Genomic DNA, 20,058 nt, shown 5'->3' with positions numbered 1-20,058 from the left:
AACCCGGCAGGACGCCGGGTTAGCCGCCCCGCGCCATGGATGGCGCGTGGCGGCGGCCCACGGATTCAAGCCGGAGTGAGGGCACACCGAGCCCAGGCGAGGTGCCGAGTGGTGGGGAAAGAGCGTTTTGCTTACTTTTGCGCTGTTCAAAAGTGAGCCGCCGTCAGGCGGAACCATAAGCCGCCCCGACCCCACCAACGGATATGCCCACAGGTTTACCGCTTCCAGAGCTGCTCAATCACACCAGACGAGCAAGCATCTCCTTGGCTTCACCCTTCTGTCCGTCGTTGCCCTCACTGAGGACCTCACCGAGAATATCCCGCGCGCCGTCCTTGTCGCCCATGTCGATGTAGGCCTGGGCCAGGTCCAGCTTGGTAGCGACTTCATCGGTGCCCGACAGGAAGTCGAACTCCGGTTCGTCGTTGTCCATCGCCAGCGCCGCGTCTTCGGCGGTGAAGCTCGGCTCGCCGATAGGCGGATGTTCGAGATCCTCGGCAAAACGGTCCAGCTCAGCGTGAACATCATCCAGGTCGGTGATGAAATCATCCGATGTGGCGGGTGCATCCATCTCATCAGCCAGGGACAGGTCGAAATCCGCCGGCAACTCCAGGTCGTCAGGCGTCACTTCGGCTACCGCCGGCTCCTCGCTTACGGCCAGGTCCTGGGGCTCATCGTCCAGGCCCAGGACCGCGGCGTCCTCAGCCAGGACCGACTCCGGTACATCGCCAGCCAGGTCCAGGTCGAAATCCGCCAGGTCGGCCGGGCTTTGCGGCGCCTCAGCCGGCGACTCGAAACTCAGATCGTCGTCCAGCGGGAAGTCTTCCAGGTCGGCAACCGGTTCGGTCGCGACCACGGCCGGCGACACCGCCTCCAGTTCGTCCAGGCTGAGATCGAAGGCAGCGTCGAGGTCGTCATCCAGCGCAACTTCTGCTGGCGCAACTGGTGCCGCAACCGGCTCCTCGGGCTGATCCAGGTCGAGATCAAAGGCGCTGTCGAAGTCATCTTCCAGCGCCGTCACTGCTGCAGCCGGCTCTACTTGCGGGGCGGCCTGTGGTGCGTCCAGATCGAGGTCGAAGGCACTGTCGAAATCATCGTCCAGCGCCGGTTCTTCAGCGCTCGGCGCAGGTTCTTGCGGCTCGTCCAGCAGCAGGTCCTTGACGTATTGCGCATCCAGCTCGGCCGCTACCGCAGCGGCAGCGATACCACCGACTGCAGCGACCGCCGCCATGGCCGGGAAGCGGCTCTTGAGCTCTTCGACTTGTGCAAAGTTCTTGCCATTGGCAACCAGCTGGCGCTCCTGCACCACGAACGCATCGCGATCGCCCTGCATGCCGTGGACTTCCATCAGCTTGAGGCGCAGCTCGCTGCGTTGTGGCTCTTGCTTGATGCCTTCCTCGAGCAGGCTGGCGGCCTGGTTCAGGCGCCCCTCATCGATATGGGCCTGGGCATGGCCCAGCACGTCGTCCGCCCGCTCGCCGGCCGGCGCCACCAATGGCGCGGCAATCGGCGTGGTCATTACCACCGGGGTAACAACTGCCGCAACGACCGGCGCTGGCGTCGGCGCGGTGGCCAACTTGGCAGTCGGGGCCGGTTCTTCGAGGCCTTCGAAACTGCTCTCCGGCAGATCCAGGTCTTCGTTGAAATCCGATTCCTCGGCCAACGCACGCGCCATGCGCACATGCTTCTCGGCTTCCTGCTGCGCCTTGCGTCGGCGGGCCAGCAGCAACAGCAGCAACGCCAGGACAATCGCGCCACCCCCGATCAGCCCCATCAACAGCGGACTGGTCAGCAGTTCGTTGTAGGTTTGCTCAGGTGTCGCCTTGGCAGGTGTTTCGCCAGGGGCGGCAGTCGGTACAGCGTCAGTCACTGCAGGCGCAGTGGCCGGTACGGACTCAGCAGGCAGCGCCTCGGACGCAGCCGCCTCAGGCGTCGCGCCGCCTTCAGCCTGCAACTTGGCCAGTTGATTGTTCTTCAGTTCGATCAAGCGTTGCAGCTTGTCCATCTGGCTTTGCAGGTCGGCCACGCGGCTTTTCAGCTCGGCATTGTCGCGCCGGGTGGTGTCCAGGCTTTCCTGGGTCACCGCCAGTTTGTTACTGATGCCCTTGCTGTCGCCGACCGCGCCTTTACCGGTGTTTTTGCCCGACTCGGCCGAGACCAGGCTCAAGCTGTCGCGGGCCGCACCCTGCGCCGCGGCAGCGTCAGGTGCACGACCGGTGGCATCCAGTTGCTGGGCCTGGGTCCGTGGCACATACCGACGGCCCTGGCGCCAGGCCTTGTTCTGCGCAGCCACTTCGGCAATGGCCTGGGTCTGCGGCAGTTGGGTGATTTGCGTGGCATCCGGCAGGCGCAGGACCTGGCCGGCCTTCAAGCGGTTGATGTTGCCATCGATGAACGCATCGGGGTTCAACGCCTGGATTGCCAGCATGGTCTGCTGGATCGAACCGCCGTTGCGTGCCTTGGCGGCGATTTCCCAGAGGGTGTCGCGGGCCACGGTGGTGTGTTGTGCTGTCGCCCCGGTGACTGGCGCATTGATCGCCGGCGCGGCTTGCCCGGCAGCCTCGGCCGTTTGCGGCGAAAACTTGGACGGGTCGAGCAGCACGCTGTAGTCGCGCAGCAGGCGGCCGTTGGGCCACATCACCTGGACCAGGAACTTGACCATGGGTTCGGACAATGGCTGGCTGGAGGTCACCCGCAGAATGCTCTTGCCATTGGCATTGAGCACCGGGGTAAAGGTCAGGTCATTGAGGAACGCCTGGCGATCCACGCCGGCCTTGGCGAAGTCATCGGCTGAGGCCAGGCTCGGCACCACTTCGGCCACCGTCAGGTCCTTGACATCGAGCAACTCGATCTCGGCCACCAACGGTTGGTTCAGGGTCGACTTCAGGGTCAGTTCCCCGAGCCCAAGGGCATGCGCCATACCGGAGGACAGCGCCGAGGCGGCCGCTATTGCTAACACCAGTTTGCGAACTTGAACCATAGCCTCATCCTTTGTTTGAACATTCCTCGGCCAGCGAGAAGGTGTTGTTTGTCGCTGCCACAAGGCATTGCGCACAGGCCTCGGATGAGGCTGTACGCGATTATTTCACTGACACGCCAGGGAGCCCCCGCAGGCGCTCCGCTTGCAAGCATAGCGCTCAGCTAGAATCATTCTGAAAATTGTTGCCAAGTATCTTTTACACAAGGGCTTTTATCAACAACTCGGCCACTTGCACCGCGTTGAGCGCTGCGCCTTTGCGCACGTTATCTGACGTCAGCCACAAATTAAGTTCCGTCGGGTCGTCGACCCCGCTGCGAACCCGACCGACGTAGACCACGTCCTGGCCAACCGCATCGCCGACTGGAGTCGGGTAATCGCCCGCCTCCACCAGCTCGACACCCTCGGCAACCTCCAGCGCAGCGTTCACCGCCGCCAGGTCAACCGGCTTGGCCGACGCCAGGGTCACGCTAAAGCTATCGCCAAAAAACACCGGGGCTTGAACGCAGGTTACGGAAATTTTCAATGCAGGCTGTCCGAGGACCGCACGCAGTTCGTGGACCAGGCGTTTTTCCAGCAGGGTGTGGCCTTGAGCATCCGGCGTGCCGACCTGTGCCAGCAGGTTGAATGCCATCTGCCGATCAAAAAAGCGCGGCTCCAATGGACGCACATTCAACAGCTCGGCGGTCTGCCGGGCCAACTCGGTCACCGCCTCGCGGCCCTGGGTGGACACAGCCAGACTGGCGGTCAGGGTCACGTGCTGCACATCCAGCAGTTCGCGCAACGGCGCGAGCACCACTGCCAGGGTGGTGGCCGAGGCGCTCGGGCTGCTGACCTGGAACGGTTTTTTCAGGCTGGCCAGCACTTGGGCATTGGCCTCCGGCACCACCTGGGGCGCCTGCTCGGCCGGCAAGGCTCCTGACAGATCGATCAGCGAGCAGCCGGCGGCCGTCGCACGCGGGGCAAAGCTCAAGGTGACCGCTGGGCCTGCGGCGAAGAACACCAGCTGGACTTTGCTGAAATCAAACTCATCGACCTCCCGCACCCGCACGTTCTTGCCACGAAACGGTACCGAATGCCCGGCCGATTCGCTGCTGGCGAGCAGGTGCAGGTTAGCGATCGGGAAGTCGCGTTCTTCGAGAATCTGGACGAGGGTTTCGCCGACAGTACCGGTGGCGCCGACAACGGCGATATCAAAGGACTGGCTCATGGTTCTACCTCAGGCGAAACGGGGGGAGCGGCACTTTACCGGGTGGGTGGCGCACAGGCAATTATGCAATGTCTGTATCGACTCCATCGCGGGCAAGCCCGCTCCCACAGGGTTCAACGCATGCGCGCGATGACGGACTTTCGGTCGGCAAAAAAAAACCCGCGCCTCTCGCAAGGCACGGGTTCTTTCATGACTTCAACCGATCAACGTTCCAGCAGGATCCGCAGCATGCGCCGCAGCGGTTCGGCCGCGCCCCACAGCAACTGGTCGCCGACGGTGAACGCGCCCAGGTACTGGGTGCCCATGTTGAGCTTGCGCAGACGGCCAACCGGTACATTCAGGGTGCCGGTGACCTTGGTCGGGCTCAGCTCCTGCATGCTGCTGTCGCGGTTGTTCGGTACCAGCTTGACCCATGGGTTGTGCTGGCTGATCAAGCCTTCGATATCGGCGATCGGCACGTCTTTGTTCAGCTTGATGGTCAGCGCCTGGCTGTGGCAGCGCATGGCGCCGATCCGCACGCAGATACCGTCCACCGGGATCGGGCTCTTGAAGCGACCGAGGATCTTGTTGGTCTCGGCCTGGGCCTTCCACTCTTCACGGCTCTGGCCGTTCGGCAGTTCCTTGTCGATCCACGGGATCAGGCTGCCGGCCAGTGGTACACCGAAGTTCTCGGTCGGATAGGCGTCGCTGCGCATGGCTTCGGCCACACGGCGGTCGATGTCGAGGATGGCGCTGGCCGGGTTGGCCAGTTCATCGGCAACCGCGGCGTGGGTCGCGCCCATCTGCTTGATCAGCTCACGCATGTTCTGCGCGCCGGCACCGGAGGCCGCCTGGTAGGTCATGGCGCTCATCCACTCCACCAGACCGGCTTCGAACAGGCCACCCAGGCCCATCAGCATCAGGCTGACGGTGCAGTTGCCGCCGATGTAGTTCTTGGTGCCCGCATCCAGCTGCTGGTCGATGACCTTGCGGTTGACCGGGTCCAGCACGATGACCGCGTCATCCTGCATGCGCAGGCTGGAAGCGGCATCGATCCAGTAGCCCTGCCAACCGGCTTCACGCAGCTTGGGGAAGACTTCGCTGGTGTAGTCGCCACCCTGGCAGGTCAGAATCACGTCGAGGGTCTTGAGCTCTTCAATGCTGTAAGCGTCTTTGAGCGGAGCAATATCCTTGCCCACGGACGGGCCTTGGCCACCGACATTGGAAGTGGTGAAAAACACCGGCTCAATGAGATCGAAATCCTGCTCTTCCAGCATCCGCTGCATGAGCACGGAACCGACCATACCGCGCCAACCGATCAGACCTACACGTTTCATCGCAACTACACCTTTTACAAAAAGTGGGCTCGCTTGCCGGCATCAGCAACAAGCGGGGCCCGAGAGATTACAGATTCCGCAGCGCCGCGACTACTGCGTCGCCCATTTCCTGCGTTCCGACTTTGGTGCAACCGGTCGACCAGATGTCGCCAGTGCGCAAGCCCTGGTCCAGGACCAGGCTGACCGCCTGCTCGATGGCATCGGCCGCCGCTTGCTGGTTGAAGCTGTAGCGCAGCATCATCGACACCGACAAAATGGTCGCCAGCGGGTTGGCAATGCCAAGGCCTGCGATGTCCGGCGCCGAGCCGTGGCAAGGCTCGTACATGCCCTTGTTGTGGGTATCCAGGGACGCCGACGGCAGCATGCCGATGGAGCCGGTGAGCATCGAGGCCTGGTCGGACAGGATGTCGCCGAACATGTTGTCGGTAACGATCACGTCGAACTGCTTGGGTGCACGCACCAGTTGCATGGCGGCGTTGTCGACGTACATGTGGCTCAGTTCGACCTCAGGGTAATCCTTGGCCACCTGCTCGACCACTTCACGCCACAGTTGGCTGGACGCCAGCACGTTGGCCTTGTCCACTGAACACAGCTTCTTGCCACGGACCATGGCCATGTCAAAACCGACACGGGCAATCCGGCGGATTTCGCTTTCGCTGTACGGCAGGGTGTCGTAGGACTGGCGCTCGCCGTTTTCCAGGGTGCGGGTGCCGCGTGGCGCGCCGAAGTAGATACCGCCGGTCAGTTCGCGAACGATCAGGATGTCCAGGCCGGCAACGATTTCCGGCTTCAGGCTGGAAGCCTCGGCCAGTTGCGGGTAAAGGATCGCCGGACGCAGGTTACCGAACAGGCCCAGTTGCGCACGAATTTTCAGCAGGCCGCGCTCAGGGCGGATGTCACGCTCGATGGTGTCCCATTTCGGGCCGCCCACGGCGCCCAGCAGTACCGCGTCGGCCGCGCGCGCGCGCTCCAGGGTTTCGTCCGCCAGCGGTACGCCGTGCTTGTCGATGGCCGCGCCGCCGATCACGTCGTGGCTCAGTTCCAGGCCCAGGGCGAACTTGTCGCTGGCCAGCTCCAGCACCTTGACCGCTTCGGCCATGATTTCCGGACCAATACCGTCGCCTGGGAGAATCAGAATCTGCTTGCTCATGGGTTCCTCATGTCATCAGTCGGCGCGCCATACGAGGCACGCCCGGAAAAATTCTAGCGTTCGGCCATCAACACCAGCACGTCGGTGCTGAACGAACCGTCGGCTTCGATCTGGAAATACTCGCGCACTTCGCTACCCATTGCCTGCTGCAGCTCGCGGATCGCCCCGCGCATCACTTCAGGGGTGCGCATGCGCTCGACCCAGGAGCTGTATTCCAGGCGCAGCCGTTGACGGCTGGTGCTTCGGGCAAACAACCCCGCCTCACTGACCTGGCGCAACCACTCGCCGGCGGAATAATCGCGCACATGGCTGGTGTCGCGCAGCACTTCGACGCTCTGCAGGTAAGTGTCGAACAACGGGCTACCCGGCGACAAGACATCAATGAACGCCGCCACCCCGCCCGGCTTCAAAACCCGCCGCACTTCGCGCAGGGCCAGGCCGAGGTCGCTCCAATGGTGCGCCGAATACCGGCTGAAGACGAAGTCGAATTCAGCATCGGCGAACGGCAACCGCTCGGCGGCGCCCAGGACTGTCGATACGTTGCTCAAGCCACGCTCAACCGCAGCACCGGCGACCACATCGAGCATCTGCTGCGACAGGTCGTAGGCCACCACTTCCTTGACCAGCGCGGCCACATGAAAACTCACATGCCCGGCGCCGCAGCCCAGGTCCAGCACCCGCGCATCACCGCGCCCTGCCACTTCGGCCTGGAGCAGCGCGAACTCAGTGCCCTGGGCGTGCACGGCACTGCTCAGGTAGGCCGCAGCCTGTTCACCGAATTGCTTTTGTACGACTTGGGTGTGCTGGGTGGTGCTGGTCATGGGGACTTCCTTTTAGGCGGTTAGCCTTGTGGTGTCTGATCTGGCCTGATCGCGGGCGAGCCCGCTCCCACAGGTTTTGTGACAGTGCAAATCACTGTGGGAGCGGGCTTGCCCGCGATCAGGGCGACACTACCTACCTGAATCTCGGTTCAATCACGCGTCACGAAACAACCAAGGCTGACTCGCCCGGTGCTTGGCCTCAAACGTGGCAATCGCCTCGTGGTCCTGCAAGGTCAGGCCGATGTCATCCAGGCCATTGAGCAGGCAGTGCTTGCGAAAGGCGTCGATCTCGAAGTTCAGCACCTTGCCGTCGGGACGGGTCACGGTCTGGGCCTGCAGGTCGACCTGTAACTGATAGCCCGGCGTGCTTTCCACCTGCTGGAACAGTTCGTCGACTTCAGCGTCGCTCAAGATGATCGGCAACAAGCCGTTCTTGAAGCTGTTGTTGAAGAAGATATCGGCGTAGCTCGGCGCGATGATGCTGCGAAAGCCGTACTCTTCCAGGGCCCACGGCGCATGCTCGCGGCTCGAGCCGCAACCGAAGTTCTCACGGGCCAGCAACACACTGGCGCCCTGGTAACGTTCGGCATTGAGCACGAAGTCCTTGTTCAGCGGACGCTTGGAGTTGTCCTGGTACGGCTGCCCGACATCGAGGTAGCGCCACTCGTCGAACAGGTTCGGACCAAAACCGGTGCGCTTGATCGACTTCAAGAATTGCTTGGGAATGATCTGGTCGGTGTCGACGTTGGCACGATCCAGAGGCGCGACAAGACCAGTGTGCTGGGTAAAAGCTTTCATGCTGCGCTCCTTCAGATCAATTCGCGGACGTCAATGAAACGGCCGTTGACAGCGGCCGCGGCGGCCATCGCCGGGCTTACCAGGTGAGTACGACCACCGGCGCCCTGACGGCCTTCGAAGTTACGGTTGGAGGTGGACGCGCAATGCTCGCCACTTTCCAAACGGTCCGGGTTCATCGCCAGGCACATCGAGCAGCCTGGCTCACGCCATTCGAAACCGGCCTCGAGGAAAATCTTGTCCAGGCCTTCCGATTCCGCCTGGGCCTTCACCAGGCCCGAACCCGGGACCACGATGGCTTGCTTGATGGTCGAGGCCACCTTGCGGCCCTTGGCGATCACGGCTGCCGCGCGCAAGTCTTCGATCCGCGAGTTGGTGCAGGAGCCAATGAACACGCGGTCCAGCTGAATGTCGGTGATCGCCTGGTTGGCGGTCAAACCCATGTACTTCAAGGCACGGACGATGGAATCGCGCTTGACCAGGTCCATTTCCTTGGCCGGATCCGGCACGTTCTGATCAACCGCCAGTACCATCTCAGGCGAGGTGCCCCAGCTGACTTGTGGCTTGATCTGGGTCGCGTCGAGTTCAACGACGGTGTCGAACTTGGCATCGGCGTCCGACACCAGGTCTTTCCACGCTTCGACCGCCAAGTCCCATTCCGCGCCTTTCGGGGCGAAAGGACGGCCCTTGACGTACGCCACGGTTTTTTCGTCCGCTGCCACCAGACCTACGCGAGCGCCAGCTTCGATGGACATGTTGCAGATGGTCATGCGGCCCTCAACGGACAGGTCACGAATCGCGCTACCGGCGAATTCGATCGCATGGCCATTACCGCCGGCGGTGCCGATCTTGCCGATCACGGCGAGCACGATGTCCTTGGCAGTCACGCCAAACGGCAAGGTGCCTTCGACGGACACCAGCATGTTCTTCATTTTCTTGGCGACCAGGCACTGGGTGGCGAGCACGTGCTCGACCTCGGAGGTGCCGATGCCGTGGGCCAGGGCCCCAAAGGCGCCGTGGGTCGAGGTATGGGAGTCGCCGCAGACCACGGTCATGCCCGGCAAGGTGGCGCCCTGCTCCGGGCCGATGACGTGGACGATGCCCTGGCGCACGTCGTTCATCTTGAATTCGACGATGCCGTATTCGTCACAGTTGTCGTCGAGGGTCTGAACCTGCAAACGCGAGACCTGGTCGACAATCGCCTCGATGCCGCCCTTGCGCTCCGGGGTGGTCGGTACGTTGTGGTCCGGGGTCGCGATGTTGGCATCGATGCGCCACGGCTTGCGCCCGGCCAGACGCAGGCCTTCAAAGGCTTGCGGCGAGGTCACTTCGTGAATGATGTGACGATCGATATAGATCAGCGCCGAACCATCGTCGCGCTGCTTGACCAAATGCGAATCCCAGAGCTTGTCGTAGAGCGTTTTGCCGGCCATCAGACGTTTCCTCATCAGCTTGTTTCTATGCCCTGGGCCTTGATCGACTCAATAACCCCTTGGCTTGTGAGGTCGATCCTATGGGGTTACATTAAATAACTCAAATTCATATTTTTTATGCTTTGGATAACCAACTGGAATACGAACATGGACCTGGCCAACCTCAATGCTTTTATTGCCATTGCCGAGACCGGCAGCTTCTCCGGGGCCGGTGAACGCCTGCACCTGACCCAGCCGGCCATCAGCAAACGCATCGCCGGCCTGGAGCAACAGCTCAAGGTGCGCCTGTTTGATCGCCTGGGTCGCGAAGTGGGCCTGACCGAAGCCGGGCGCGCCCTGCTGCCGCGGGCCTACCAGATCCTCAACGTGCTGGATGACACCCGCCGCGCCCTGACCAACCTGACCGGCGAGGTCACCGGTCGCCTGACCCTGGCCACCAGTCACCACATCGGCCTGCATCGCTTGCCACCCTTATTAAGGGCGTTCACCCGCCAATACCCCGAGGTGGCGCTGGACATCCAGTTCCTCGACTCGGAAGTGGCCTATGAGGAAATTCTTCACGGCCGCGCTGAACTGGCAGTGATTACCCTGGCCCCGGAACCCCACACCCTGGTCAAGGCCACCCCGGTCTGGGACGACCCGCTGGATTTCGTGGTGGCCCCCGAGCATTCGCTGATCAGCAATGGCGCGGTCAGCCTGGCCGACATCGCCCTGCACCCGGCGGTCTTCCCCGGCGGCAACACCTTCACCCATCACATCGTCCAGCGCCTGTTCGAGGCCCAGGGACTGACGCCGAACATCGCCATGAGCACCAATTACCTGGAAACCATCAAGATGATGGTGTCCATCGGCCTGGCCTGGAGCGTCCTGCCGCGCACCATGCTCGACGACCAGGTGGCGCGCATCCCATTGCCGGGCATACAACTCACTCGCCAGCTAGGCTATATCGTGCACACCGAAAGGACGTTGTCGAATGCCGCGCGGGCCTTCATGGCTTTGCTGGACGCACAGATCGATTTGCCAGGGACTGATGGCTAACTTGTGCTACTCCTATAGAGCCGCAAAACCCGTGCCTAACGCCCCATTCAGCCCAAGGCCTGCTGCCAATGCCCAAATCTGTTGACCGCCCTCGTCCCCATACGCCATTGATGCCGCGTATCCAGGCGCTTGACCCCCACACTTCGGAGCAAAGTTGGGAAAGCGCTCCGCAGTTGCTGGCGGCGCTCAACGGCGCGCGCCTGGGTGCCTGGTATTGGGACATCGAGCGCGGGCTGATCAGTTGGTCGCGGGGCACCCAGGCATTGTTCGGCTTCGACCCCCGCAAACCCTTGCCGGCCGACCTTGAATACCTCGACCTGCTGCCCGCCGAGGACCGGCCCAAGACCTTGCGTGCGTTCAATGCGGTGATCGCCGGCGCGCCCCTGGAACAAGTGATGCACCACCGCATCCGCTGGCCGGATGGCAGCCTGCACTGGCTGGAAATCAGCGGTAGCCTGCTGCCGGACAAACAGGGCCGGCCACGGATGATCGGGGTGATCCGCGAGATAACCCATCAGCGCCAGCGCGAACAGGCCCTGAGCAGCTCGGAAAAACGCTTCGCCACGCTGTTTCACCTGTGCCCCAACATGGTCTTGCTGACTCGCCAGGAAGACGGCCTGATCACCGAGGCCAACCAGTATTTCGAAAGCCTGTTCGGCTGGCCGGTACAGGACGCCATTGGTCGTACCACCCTGGAGCTGGGGTTGTGGGTGCACCCCGAGCAGCGGGCCAAGCTGGTCAAGGCGACCAAGGCCAAGGGCGAGCTGGTAAGCATGGAAGTGCAGTTCCGCGCCAGCAATGGGCAGATCCATGACGGTATCCTCAGCGCGCAGAAGGTCGAACTCGAAGGCCAGCCCTACCTGCTGAGCACCTTTCTCGACACCACCGAACGCAAAATCGCCGAAGACGCGCTCAAGGACAGCCAGGAGCGCCTGGACCTGGCCCTGGATTCCGCCCAACTGGGCACCTGGGACTGGCACATCCCCAGCGGCATGCTCTATGGCTCGGCGCGGGCCGCCCAACTGCACGGGCTGGAACCCATCCCATTTCATGAATCCTTCGAGGAGTTTTTCGAAGGGGTTCCCGGCGAAGAGCGCGACAGCATGCGCGACGCCTACCGCAGCCTGCGTGAAGGTCCGGCCGGCAACTATCAACTGACTTACCGGGTGCAGTTGGCCGATGGCACCTCACGCTACCTGGAAAGCCGCGCGCGCCTGTACCGCGACGAAGACGGCCAGCCCTTGCGCATGGCCGGGACCTTGCTCGACATCACCGACCAGGTGGAGCGCGAGCAGCGCCTGGTGGCTTCCGAAGAGAAGTTCGCCACTCTGTTCCAGGTCAGCCCGGACCCGATCTGCGTGACCCGCCAGGACAGCGGCCAGTTCATCGAAATCAACAACAGCTTCACCCAGACCTTCGGTTGGACCGCCGCCGACGTGATCGGCCGCAGCGCCGACGACATCGGCCTGTGGGACGCCTCGGCGCAAAGCCTGCGGCGGATCGAACAGGTGATCCGCGAACAGGGCCTGAACAATGTCGCGATCATGGTCCAGCACAAGGACGGCCAGTCCCTGACCTGCGTGATTTCCAGCCGGCAGATCAGCGTCGGCGAACAACCGTGCATCGTCACCACCCTGCGCGACATAACCCAGCAACAGCGCTCGGAGGCCGCGCTCAAGGCCAGTGAAGAGAAATTCGCCAAGGCGTTTCACTCCAGCCCCGACGCCATCACCATCACTGAACGCGACACTGGGCGTTACCTGGAGGTCAACGACGGCTTCTGCCGCCTGACCGGCTACCGTGCCGAGGAAGTGGTCGGCAAAACCGTGTACCAGGTCGGAATCTGGGCCGAAGAAAAGCAGCGCTCGATGCTGCTGGCGGAGCTGCAACTCAAGGGCCGGGTGCACCACCTGGAAATGCTCGGGCGCAACAAGAGCGGGCAGTTGCTCACCGTCGAGGTTTCGGTGGAACCGATCACCCTCAATGAAACCGACTGCCTGCTACTGACCGCGCGGGACGTCAGCCTGCTGAAGAATGCCGAAGCGCAGATCCGTCACCTGGCCTACCACGACTCCCTGACCAACCTGCCCAACCGCGCCCTGCTGATGGACCGCCTGAGCCAGCAGATCGCCCTGCTCAAGCGCCACAACCTGCGTGGCGCGCTGCTGTTCCTCGACCTCGACCACTTCAAGCACATCAATGACTCCCTGGGCCACCCGGTGGGCGATACGGTGCTGAAGATCATCACCGCGCGCCTGGAAGCCAGCGTACGCATGGAAGACACCGTGGCCCGCCTGGGCGGTGACGAGTTCGTGGTCCTGCTCAGTGGCCTGGAAGGCTCGCGCAATGAAGTCAGCGATCAGGTCCGGGACCTGGCCGACACCCTGCGCGAGCTGCTGTCGGAGCCGATGTTCCTAGACGGTCACCGCCTGCAGGTCACGCCCAGTATCGGCGTGGCCTTGATTCCCGACCACGGCTCCACCCCGACCGACCTGCTCAAGCGCGCGGACATTGCCCTGTATCGAGCCAAGGACTCGGGGCGCAACACCACGCAGATGTACCACAACACCATGCAGAAGGCCGCCAGCGAGCGCTTGCGCATGGAAACCGACCTGCGCCTGGCCCTGTCACGGGGTGAGTTCCGGGTGCACTACCAACCCCAGGTCGATGCCCGCGGCGAGCGCATCGTCGGCGCCGAAGCGCTGGTGCGCTGGAACCACCCGCAATTGGGCGCCCAGTCGCCCAACGAGTTCATCAAGGTACTGGAAGACAGCGGTCTGATCCTCGAAGTCGGCACCTGGATCCTCGATGAAGCCTGCCAGGCCTTCAAGCAACTGATCGCCAGGGGCAAGGTCGATCCGCTGAACTTCAGCCTGTGCGTGAACATCAGCCCGCGACAGTTCCGCCAGGCCGATTTCGTCGAGCGCATCGAGCGCAGCCTCAGCAGCCACGGCCTGCCCTGCTCGCTGCTGAAACTGGAAATCACCGAAGGCATCGTGATCCAGAACCTGGAGGACACCATCAGCAAAATGCGTCGCCTGAAAAAACTCGGCGTCAGCTTTGCCATGGACGACTTCGGCACCGGCTACTCATCGCTGACCTACCTCAAGCGCCTGCCGGTGGACACCTTGAAAATCGACCAGTCGTTCATCCGCGACGCTACCAGCGACCCCAACGACGCCGAAATCATCCGCGCCATTGTCGCCATGGCCCGCAGCCTGGGACTGGAAGTCATCGCCGAGGGCGTGGAAACCCCGGAACAGCTTGAGTTTTTGCAGGGCCTGGGCTGTCACTTGTACCAGGGCTACCTGCATAGCCGGCCATTGCCGGTGGAGGAGTTTCAGTTGCTGTTGCAATAACCGGTGGCGAGGTCGCACTCGCCGGTTAGCTTGTCCCGCGCGGCTAGCAGCCAGAAGCCATCTACACTCACACCTCATATTTCCCGGCATTGCCTTGCCGCACGCTCCCTCGCCGAGACTCCTTGCCGTGCCCAGCATCTATCAGCTCAAACCTGCGTTTCAGAACTGCTTGCGACCGCTGGTCCGGCGCTTGTTCGCCAACGGCACCACGGCCAATCAGATCACCCTGCTGGCAGGCCTCGGTTCGGTGTTGGTGGGGGTCGCGATCAGCGCGTTTGCCCAGCACGCCTGGATGTTCGCCCTGATTCCCCTGTGGATGCTGCTGCGCATGGCCCTCAACGCCATCGACGGCATGCTCGCCCGCGAGTTCAACCAGCAATCACCGCTGGGGGCCTATCTCAATGAGCTGTGCGACGTGGTCGCCGACTGTGCACTGATCCTGCCCTTCGCCCTGATCGCCGACGTCAGCCTGCTGCTGGTAATGCTGGTCACCCTGCTTGCGGTGTTCAGCGAATACAGCGGCGTATTGGGCCCGATGATCGGTGCTTCGCGACGCTATGACGGGCCGATGGGCAAGAGCGACCGGGCGTTGGTGCTGGGGCTCCTGGCCATGGCTATCGCCCTGGGTTGGGCCAGCGCCCCGTGGATCAACGGGGTGTTCGCGCTGATCGCGGTCCTGCTGGCCTACACCCTGTTTAACCGGGTCCGCCAGGGTCTCAAGGAAGTCCAGGAAAACGCCCCCTCAGTCTAAGGAAGCTGTCATGCGCCAAGCCCAGCACCAGACATTCACCACCCACGACGGTGTGCAACTGTTCTATCGCTACTGGCCAGGCACCCCGGCCCCCGGCGAACCGCGCAAAGCCGTGCTGCTGTTCCACCGCGGCCATGAACATTCTGCGCGCATCGCCCATCTGGCAGACGAACTGGACCTGCCTGAAGTGGATTTTTTTGCCTGGGATTCACGTGGCCATGGGCTGTCCCCGGGCGAACGCGGCGACAGCCCGAGCTTCGCCACCAGCGTGCGTGACGTGCAGACGTTCTGCGATCACCTGCAGGCGACCTACCAGATCGCCGAGTCGGACATGGCCGTGATTGCCCAGAGCGTTGGCGCGGTGATAGTCGCCACTTGGGTCCACGACTACGCCCCACGCATCCGCGCACTGGTGCTGGCGTCGCCGGCGTTCAAAGTAAAGCTCTACGTACCATTCGCCCGCCAGGGGCTGGCCCTGATGCGGCGGTTTCGCGGTAACTTCTTCGTCAACAGCTACGTCAAGGCACGCTTTCTCAGCCATGACCCAGAACGGGTGGCCTCCTACGACAGCGACCCGCTGATCACCAAAGCCATTTCAGTGAATGTACTGCTCGGCCTGTATGACGCCGCCGAGCGCGTGGTGGCCGATGCCCAGGCGATTCAGGTGCCCACCCAGCTCCTGATCTCTGGTGCCGACTTCGTGGTGCATCGCCATCCGCAGGAGCAGTTCTTCGAGCGCCTGGGCAGCCTGCACAAGGAAAAACACATCCTGCCGGGCTTCTTCCACGACACCCTCGGCGAAAAGCGTCGCGCTATCGCCGTCGCCAGTGCCCGGCGCTTCATAGTGCAGAACTTCCAGCAACCGCTCGCACGCCCTTCGCTGCTGGCCGCCGACCGCCTGGGCCTGACGTGCGCCGAATCGGAAGCCCTGGCCGCGCCCTTGCCGCACAACTCCCTGCGCGACCGCTACTGGCGCATGACCCGCGCCAGCATGCGCCTGGGCAGTCGACTGTCGAGCGGGGTCAAGCTGGGTTTCGACACCGGTTTCGACTCCGGCAGCACCCTGGACTACGTCTACCGCAACACCCCCACTGGCACCTCTGCGATCGGGCGGATGATCGACCGCAGTTACCTGGACTCGATCGGCTGGCGCGGCATTCGCCAGCGCAAACTGCATGTCGAGGAACTGCTGCGCCAGGCGATCGCCCAACTGCGCGAGCAAGGCAGCGCGGTGCGGATCGTCGACATCGCCGCCGGTCACGGACGCTACATTCTCGAAGCCTTGCAGGGGGTTACCCCGCTGCCCGAATCAATACTGTTGCGTGACTACAGCGACATCAACGTGCGCGACGGCAGTGCGTTGATCCGCGAGAAGGGCCTGGAAAACATCGCCCGTTTCATCAAGGCCGATGCCTTCGACCGCGCCGACCTGGCGGCCCTCGACCCGCAACCGACCCTCGCCGTGGTGTCCGGCCTGTATGAACTGTTCGCCGACAACCAGAGGGTCGGCAGCTCTCTCGCGGGTCTGGCGGACGCGGTGCCCGTCGGCGGTTACCTGGTCTACACCGGCCAACCCTGGCACCCGCAACTGGAACTGATTGCCCGCGCCCTGACCAGCCACCGCGAAGGCCAGGCCTGGGTCATGCGCCGCCGCAGCCAGGCAGAAATGGACCAGTTGGTGGAAGCCGCAGGTTTTCGCAAAATCACCCAGCGGGTCGATGAGTGGGGCATCTTCAGCGTCGCCCTGGCCCAGCGCGTGCAGGCATGAGCAACGCCATCACCGGGCAGCGTGAACCCGGCTTGTTGAAGCCCGCGGTGCTCTGGCTGCTGGTGTTGGCACCGTTGTTTTTTGCCACCTACGGCTTTGCCACCTGGGCCACTACCCAGCGCGCCGAAGTCGGCAGCCTGGTATTTGGTTGGGAAAACCACATGCCGTTCTGGGCGTGGACCATCGTGCCCTATTGGTCGATCGACCTACTGTATGGCCTGTCGTTGCTGCTACCCGACACTCGCCAGGAGCTCAAGCGCCATGCCTTTCGCCTGCTGACCGCGCAACTGATCGCGGTCAGTTGTTTTCTGCTGTGGCCATTACGCTTCACCTTCGAACGGCCCGAACTCGATGGGGTTTTCGGCTGGCTGTTCGAGGTCCTGGCCGGCTTCGACAAACCGTTCAATCAGGCTCCCTCCCTGCACATTGCCCTGCTGGTGGTGTTATGGACCTGCTACCAGCGACATCTATCGGGCCTCTGGCGCGGGTTGATGCATGTCTGGTTTGGCCTGATCGGGGTGTCGGTGCTGACCACCTACCAGCATCACTTCATCGATTTGCCCACGGGCGCCTTGCTCGGCTGGCTGTGTGTCTGGCTGTGGCCGCTGGATCGCCCGAGTCCGCTGTGCAGTGCCCGGCTGGCCCGCGACAGCCAACGCTGGAAACTCAGCCTGTGCTACCTGGCAGGTGCCGGGATCTTGGGTCTCTTGGCCTGGCGCATCGGTGGCGGCGGGTTGTGGTTGCTCTGGCCGGCGCTGGCCTTGCTGTTGGTCGCGCTGAATTACGCGGTGCTGGACGCCAATGGTTTTCAAAAGCGCGCCGACGGGCGCCTGAGCTGGGCCGCACGCTGGTTGTTGGCGCCCTACCTGGCCGCGGCCTGGCTCAACTCACGCGGGTGGACGCGCCACCATCCGCAGCCCGACCTTGTGCTCGATGGCGTGTGGCTGGGGCGGATGCCGACCCGCCGGGAACTGCAGGACAGCCCGTTCAAGGCGGTGCTCGACCTGTGTGCCGAGTTGTCGCTGGACCCGGCAAACCTGGCCTACCGCTCGCTGCCCGTGCTCGACCTGACCGCCCCCACCACCGCGCAATGCCTGGAAGCCGCGCAGGCCATCGAAGACCTGCGCCAGCACGGTCCGCTGCTGGTCTGTTGCGCCCTCGGTTATTCACGCAGTGCCACTGCGGTGGCCGCCTGGCTGTTGCGCAGCGGCAGGGCTGCCAACCTCGATCAAGCGCTCCTGCAACTGCAACGAGCCCGCCCGGGCATCGTCCTGCGCCAGGCCCACCGAGTCGCCCTGACACCCTTGTGCTTGAGCACGGAGCCTGCCCATGACCACTGACATGGAACTGCATACGACCGCCAGCCTGCTGCGCCGCGGGGCCTCCCTGGATCAACTGTCCACCGGCCTCGCGCTGGTCGGCGCCTTGCTGGGCTTGAGCCAGTATCTGTTGGCCAGCCCCGGTGTCTGGGCGGTGCTGTGCAGTGCCGCCCTGCTGGTACTGGGCGTGCTGCAAAAATACTGGGCCGTGCGGGTCGCGCTCGACGCGGAACTGTTCCAGCGCATAGCCGACGGCAATCAACCCCTGCCCCTGCGTACCGAGGCCCTGGATCACGCCCTCGCCGCCCTCGGCCTGCAACCTGCCGCGCGGGGTGGTCGCCTGTGGAGCGAACGTACCGGCGGCGCCCTCAACCTGCTTCGGCGCCAGGCCCTGCTGGTGGCGGTGCAGGTGCTGCTGACACTGGGCTTCATCCTGGCCGGCCCCTGGCTGGCCTTCGCTGAATAAGGAACTTTCATGCTCGAACCCTTGGTCGCCACCCTCATCACCTCCGCGGCACGCACCATTACCGGCGCCCGTAGCCTGTGGCTCGGTTGCGCGCCGCAAGCGGTGCAGCGCATCTACTTCGCCAACCACAGCAGCCATGGCGACTTCGTGCTGCTCTGGGCCTCGCTGCCCCCGGCCCTGCGCAAAATGACCCGGCCGGTGGCGGGCGCCGATTACTGGCAAACCACCCCGCTGCGCCGCTACATCATCAATCGTGTGTTCAATGGCGTGCTGGTCGACCGTGAGCGCAAGGAACCGACTGACAACCCCTTGCTGCCGATGCTCGAGGCCTTGGCCAACGGCGACTCACTGATCATCTTCCCCGAGGGCACACGTAACCTCGCGGACGGCCTGCTGCCGTTCAAAAGCGGGATCTATCACTTGGCCAAAGCACACCCCGAGGTCGAGCTGGTGCCGGTGTGGATCGCCAACCTCAACCGCGTCATGCCCAAGGGCCGGTTCCTGCCGCTGCCCTTGCTATGCACCACCCGTTTTGGCGCGGCGCTGACCCTCGATATTGATGAAAGCAAAGAACAGTTTCTCCAGCGCAGCCGTGCAGCGCTGCTGGACCTGGCTGAGGAGCCGGCCTGACATGGACAGACAAACCCTGATGCTGTTTGGCGGGATTGGTGCTTTCCTGCTGCTCGCCTCGCTGATCGGCTGGATCCTCAAGCTACGCAAGCGCGGTACACCGGACCCGGTGATCGATAATCTCAACGCGCGGATCAACGCCTGGTGGGTGATGGTGGCGGTGATCGGCATCGCTTTCTGGCTCGGCACCAGCGCGGTCATCCTGCTGTTCTACGCCGTATCCTTCTACGCCCTGCGCGAGTTCATGACCCTCACCCCGACCCGGCGCAGCGACTACCCGGCCCTGGTGGCGGCCTTCTACCTGGCGCTGCCGCTGCAGTACCTACTGATTTATTTCGACTGGTACGGGCTGTTCTCGATCTTCATTCCGGTCTACGTATTCCTGTTGCTGCCGATCCTCGCGTCATTGGGCGGGGACAGCACGCACTTTCTCGAGCGCGCCTCCAAGGTCCAATGGGGGCTGATGATTGCGGTGTTCTGCGTGTCCCACGTACCCGCCCTGCTGACCCTGGACATTGCTGGATACGAGGGCCGCAACCTGCTGCTGATCGCCTACCTGGTGATCGTGGTGCAGATGTCGGACGTGTTGCAGTACGTCTGCGGCAAACTGTTTGGCAAACACAAGATCGCGCCCAACCTGTCCCCGTCCAAAACCGTCGAAGGCTTTATCGGCGGTATCCTCCTGGCTTCCGTGATCGGGGCCGCGTTGTGCTGGATTACCCCGTTCAATGCCTGGCAGTCGTTCCTGATCGCCCTGCTGATCAACCTGCTGGGGTTTGCCGGTGGCATCGTGATGTCGGCGATCAAGCGCGACCGTGGCGTCAAGGACTGGGGGCACATGATCGAAGGCCACGGCGGCATGCTCGACCGCCTGGACTCGGTGTGTTTCGCCGCGCCGATCTTCTTTCACCTGGTGCGGTATGGATGGACGTGAGTCCGGCGGCTCCTACAGACAGCCGATAAAAAAGGGCGCCATCGGCGCTAATGCCGGTCAGTTAAGCCCTTTTGTAGGAGCGAGCTTGCTCGCG

Annotated in this window: 15 protein-coding genes; 8 read left to right on the top strand and 7 right to left on the bottom strand. The window is 63.2% G+C overall.

Annotated features, from left to right (window positions below; genetic code table 11):
- Window positions 1-238: 238 nt before the first annotated feature.
- From ACIOVD_RS25920 to leuC, 7 genes are all read right to left on the bottom strand, one after another.
- On the bottom strand, window positions 239-2,977 hold the full coding sequence (locus ACIOVD_RS25920; protein ID WP_401130989.1) for a FimV/HubP family polar landmark protein: 2,739 nt from the start codon (window positions 2,975-2,977) through the stop codon (window positions 239-241).
- 196 nt (window positions 2,978-3,173) lie between these two features.
- Window positions 3,174-4,184 carry an aspartate-semialdehyde dehydrogenase gene (locus tag ACIOVD_RS25915; protein WP_095171321.1) on the bottom strand — a complete coding sequence of 337 codons (1,011 nt, stop codon included), beginning with the start codon at window positions 4,182-4,184 and terminating at the stop codon, window positions 3,174-3,176.
- Window positions 4,185-4,387: 203 nt separating this feature from the next.
- Window positions 4,388-5,500 carry an aspartate-semialdehyde dehydrogenase gene (asd, locus tag ACIOVD_RS25910; protein WP_095171322.1) on the bottom strand — a complete coding sequence of 371 codons (1,113 nt, stop codon included), beginning with the start codon at window positions 5,498-5,500 and terminating at the stop codon, window positions 4,388-4,390.
- A 67-nt stretch (window positions 5,501-5,567) separates the two neighbouring features.
- The gene (leuB, locus tag ACIOVD_RS25905; protein WP_320332586.1) at window positions 5,568-6,650 is read right to left on the bottom strand and encodes a 3-isopropylmalate dehydrogenase; all 1,083 of its coding nucleotides are present in this window, start codon (window positions 6,648-6,650) and stop codon (window positions 5,568-5,570) included.
- A gap of 53 nt (window positions 6,651-6,703) precedes the next feature.
- The gene (locus tag ACIOVD_RS25900) at window positions 6,704-7,471 is read right to left on the bottom strand and encodes a class I SAM-dependent methyltransferase (protein WP_401130986.1); all 768 of its coding nucleotides are present in this window, start codon (window positions 7,469-7,471) and stop codon (window positions 6,704-6,706) included.
- A 153-nt stretch (window positions 7,472-7,624) separates the two neighbouring features.
- Window positions 7,625-8,269: a 3-isopropylmalate dehydratase small subunit gene (gene leuD, locus ACIOVD_RS25895; RefSeq protein WP_095171328.1), complete on the bottom strand. Its 645-nt coding sequence runs from the start codon at window positions 8,267-8,269 to the stop codon at window positions 7,625-7,627.
- Window positions 8,270-8,280: 11 nt separating this feature from the next.
- Window positions 8,281-9,699 (bottom strand): 3-isopropylmalate dehydratase large subunit, encoded by a 1,419-nt coding sequence (gene leuC / locus ACIOVD_RS25890; protein ID WP_095171330.1) that lies wholly within the window; start codon window positions 9,697-9,699, stop codon window positions 8,281-8,283.
- A 147-nt stretch (window positions 9,700-9,846) separates the two neighbouring features.
- Between leuC and ACIOVD_RS25885 the strand changes: the two genes are divergently transcribed.
- The 8 genes from ACIOVD_RS25885 (at window position 9,847) to ACIOVD_RS25850 (ending at window position 19,964) form a co-directional block, all read left to right on the top strand.
- Window positions 9,847-10,737 carry a LysR family transcriptional regulator gene (locus tag ACIOVD_RS25885; protein ID WP_095171332.1) on the top strand — a complete coding sequence of 297 codons (891 nt, stop codon included), beginning with the start codon at window positions 9,847-9,849 and terminating at the stop codon, window positions 10,735-10,737.
- A gap of 68 nt (window positions 10,738-10,805) precedes the next feature.
- The gene (locus ACIOVD_RS25880) at window positions 10,806-14,096 is read left to right on the top strand and encodes an EAL domain-containing protein (RefSeq protein ID WP_401130983.1); all 3,291 of its coding nucleotides are present in this window, start codon (window positions 10,806-10,808) and stop codon (window positions 14,094-14,096) included.
- Window positions 14,097-14,223: 127 nt separating this feature from the next.
- Window positions 14,224-14,847 carry a CDP-alcohol phosphatidyltransferase family protein gene (locus ACIOVD_RS25875; RefSeq protein ID WP_159996887.1) on the top strand — a complete coding sequence of 208 codons (624 nt, stop codon included), beginning with the start codon at window positions 14,224-14,226 and terminating at the stop codon, window positions 14,845-14,847.
- 10 nt (window positions 14,848-14,857) lie between these two features.
- Window positions 14,858-16,615, top strand: a complete 1,758-nt coding sequence (locus ACIOVD_RS25870; protein WP_401130980.1) for a bifunctional alpha/beta hydrolase/class I SAM-dependent methyltransferase — start codon at window positions 14,858-14,860, stop codon at window positions 16,613-16,615.
- Entirely contained in the window at window positions 16,612-17,955 is a 1,344-nt protein-coding gene (locus ACIOVD_RS25865; RefSeq protein ID WP_401130978.1) for a phosphatase PAP2/dual specificity phosphatase family protein, read from the top strand. The genes ACIOVD_RS25870 and ACIOVD_RS25865 overlap by 4 nt, the downstream gene beginning before the upstream one ends.
- Window positions 17,945-18,400, top strand: coding sequence for a hypothetical protein (locus ACIOVD_RS25860; protein WP_095171341.1), 456 nt, complete (start codon window positions 17,945-17,947; stop codon window positions 18,398-18,400). The genes ACIOVD_RS25865 and ACIOVD_RS25860 overlap by 11 nt, the downstream gene beginning before the upstream one ends.
- A gap of 9 nt (window positions 18,401-18,409) precedes the next feature.
- Window positions 18,410-19,030: a 1-acyl-sn-glycerol-3-phosphate acyltransferase gene (locus tag ACIOVD_RS25855; RefSeq protein WP_095171343.1), complete on the top strand. Its 621-nt coding sequence runs from the start codon at window positions 18,410-18,412 to the stop codon at window positions 19,028-19,030.
- Window position 19,031: 1 nt separating this feature from the next.
- Window positions 19,032-19,964, top strand: coding sequence for a phosphatidate cytidylyltransferase (locus ACIOVD_RS25850; protein WP_159996893.1), 933 nt, complete (start codon window positions 19,032-19,034; stop codon window positions 19,962-19,964).
- Window positions 19,965-20,058: the final 94 nt, after the last annotated feature.

Source organism: Pseudomonas sp. NPDC087626 (assembly GCF_044743405.1).
In the GTDB taxonomy this organism is placed as follows: domain Bacteria; phylum Pseudomonadota; class Gammaproteobacteria; order Pseudomonadales; family Pseudomonadaceae; genus Aquipseudomonas.
This window is presented reverse-complemented; position numbering and strand designations above follow the sequence as displayed.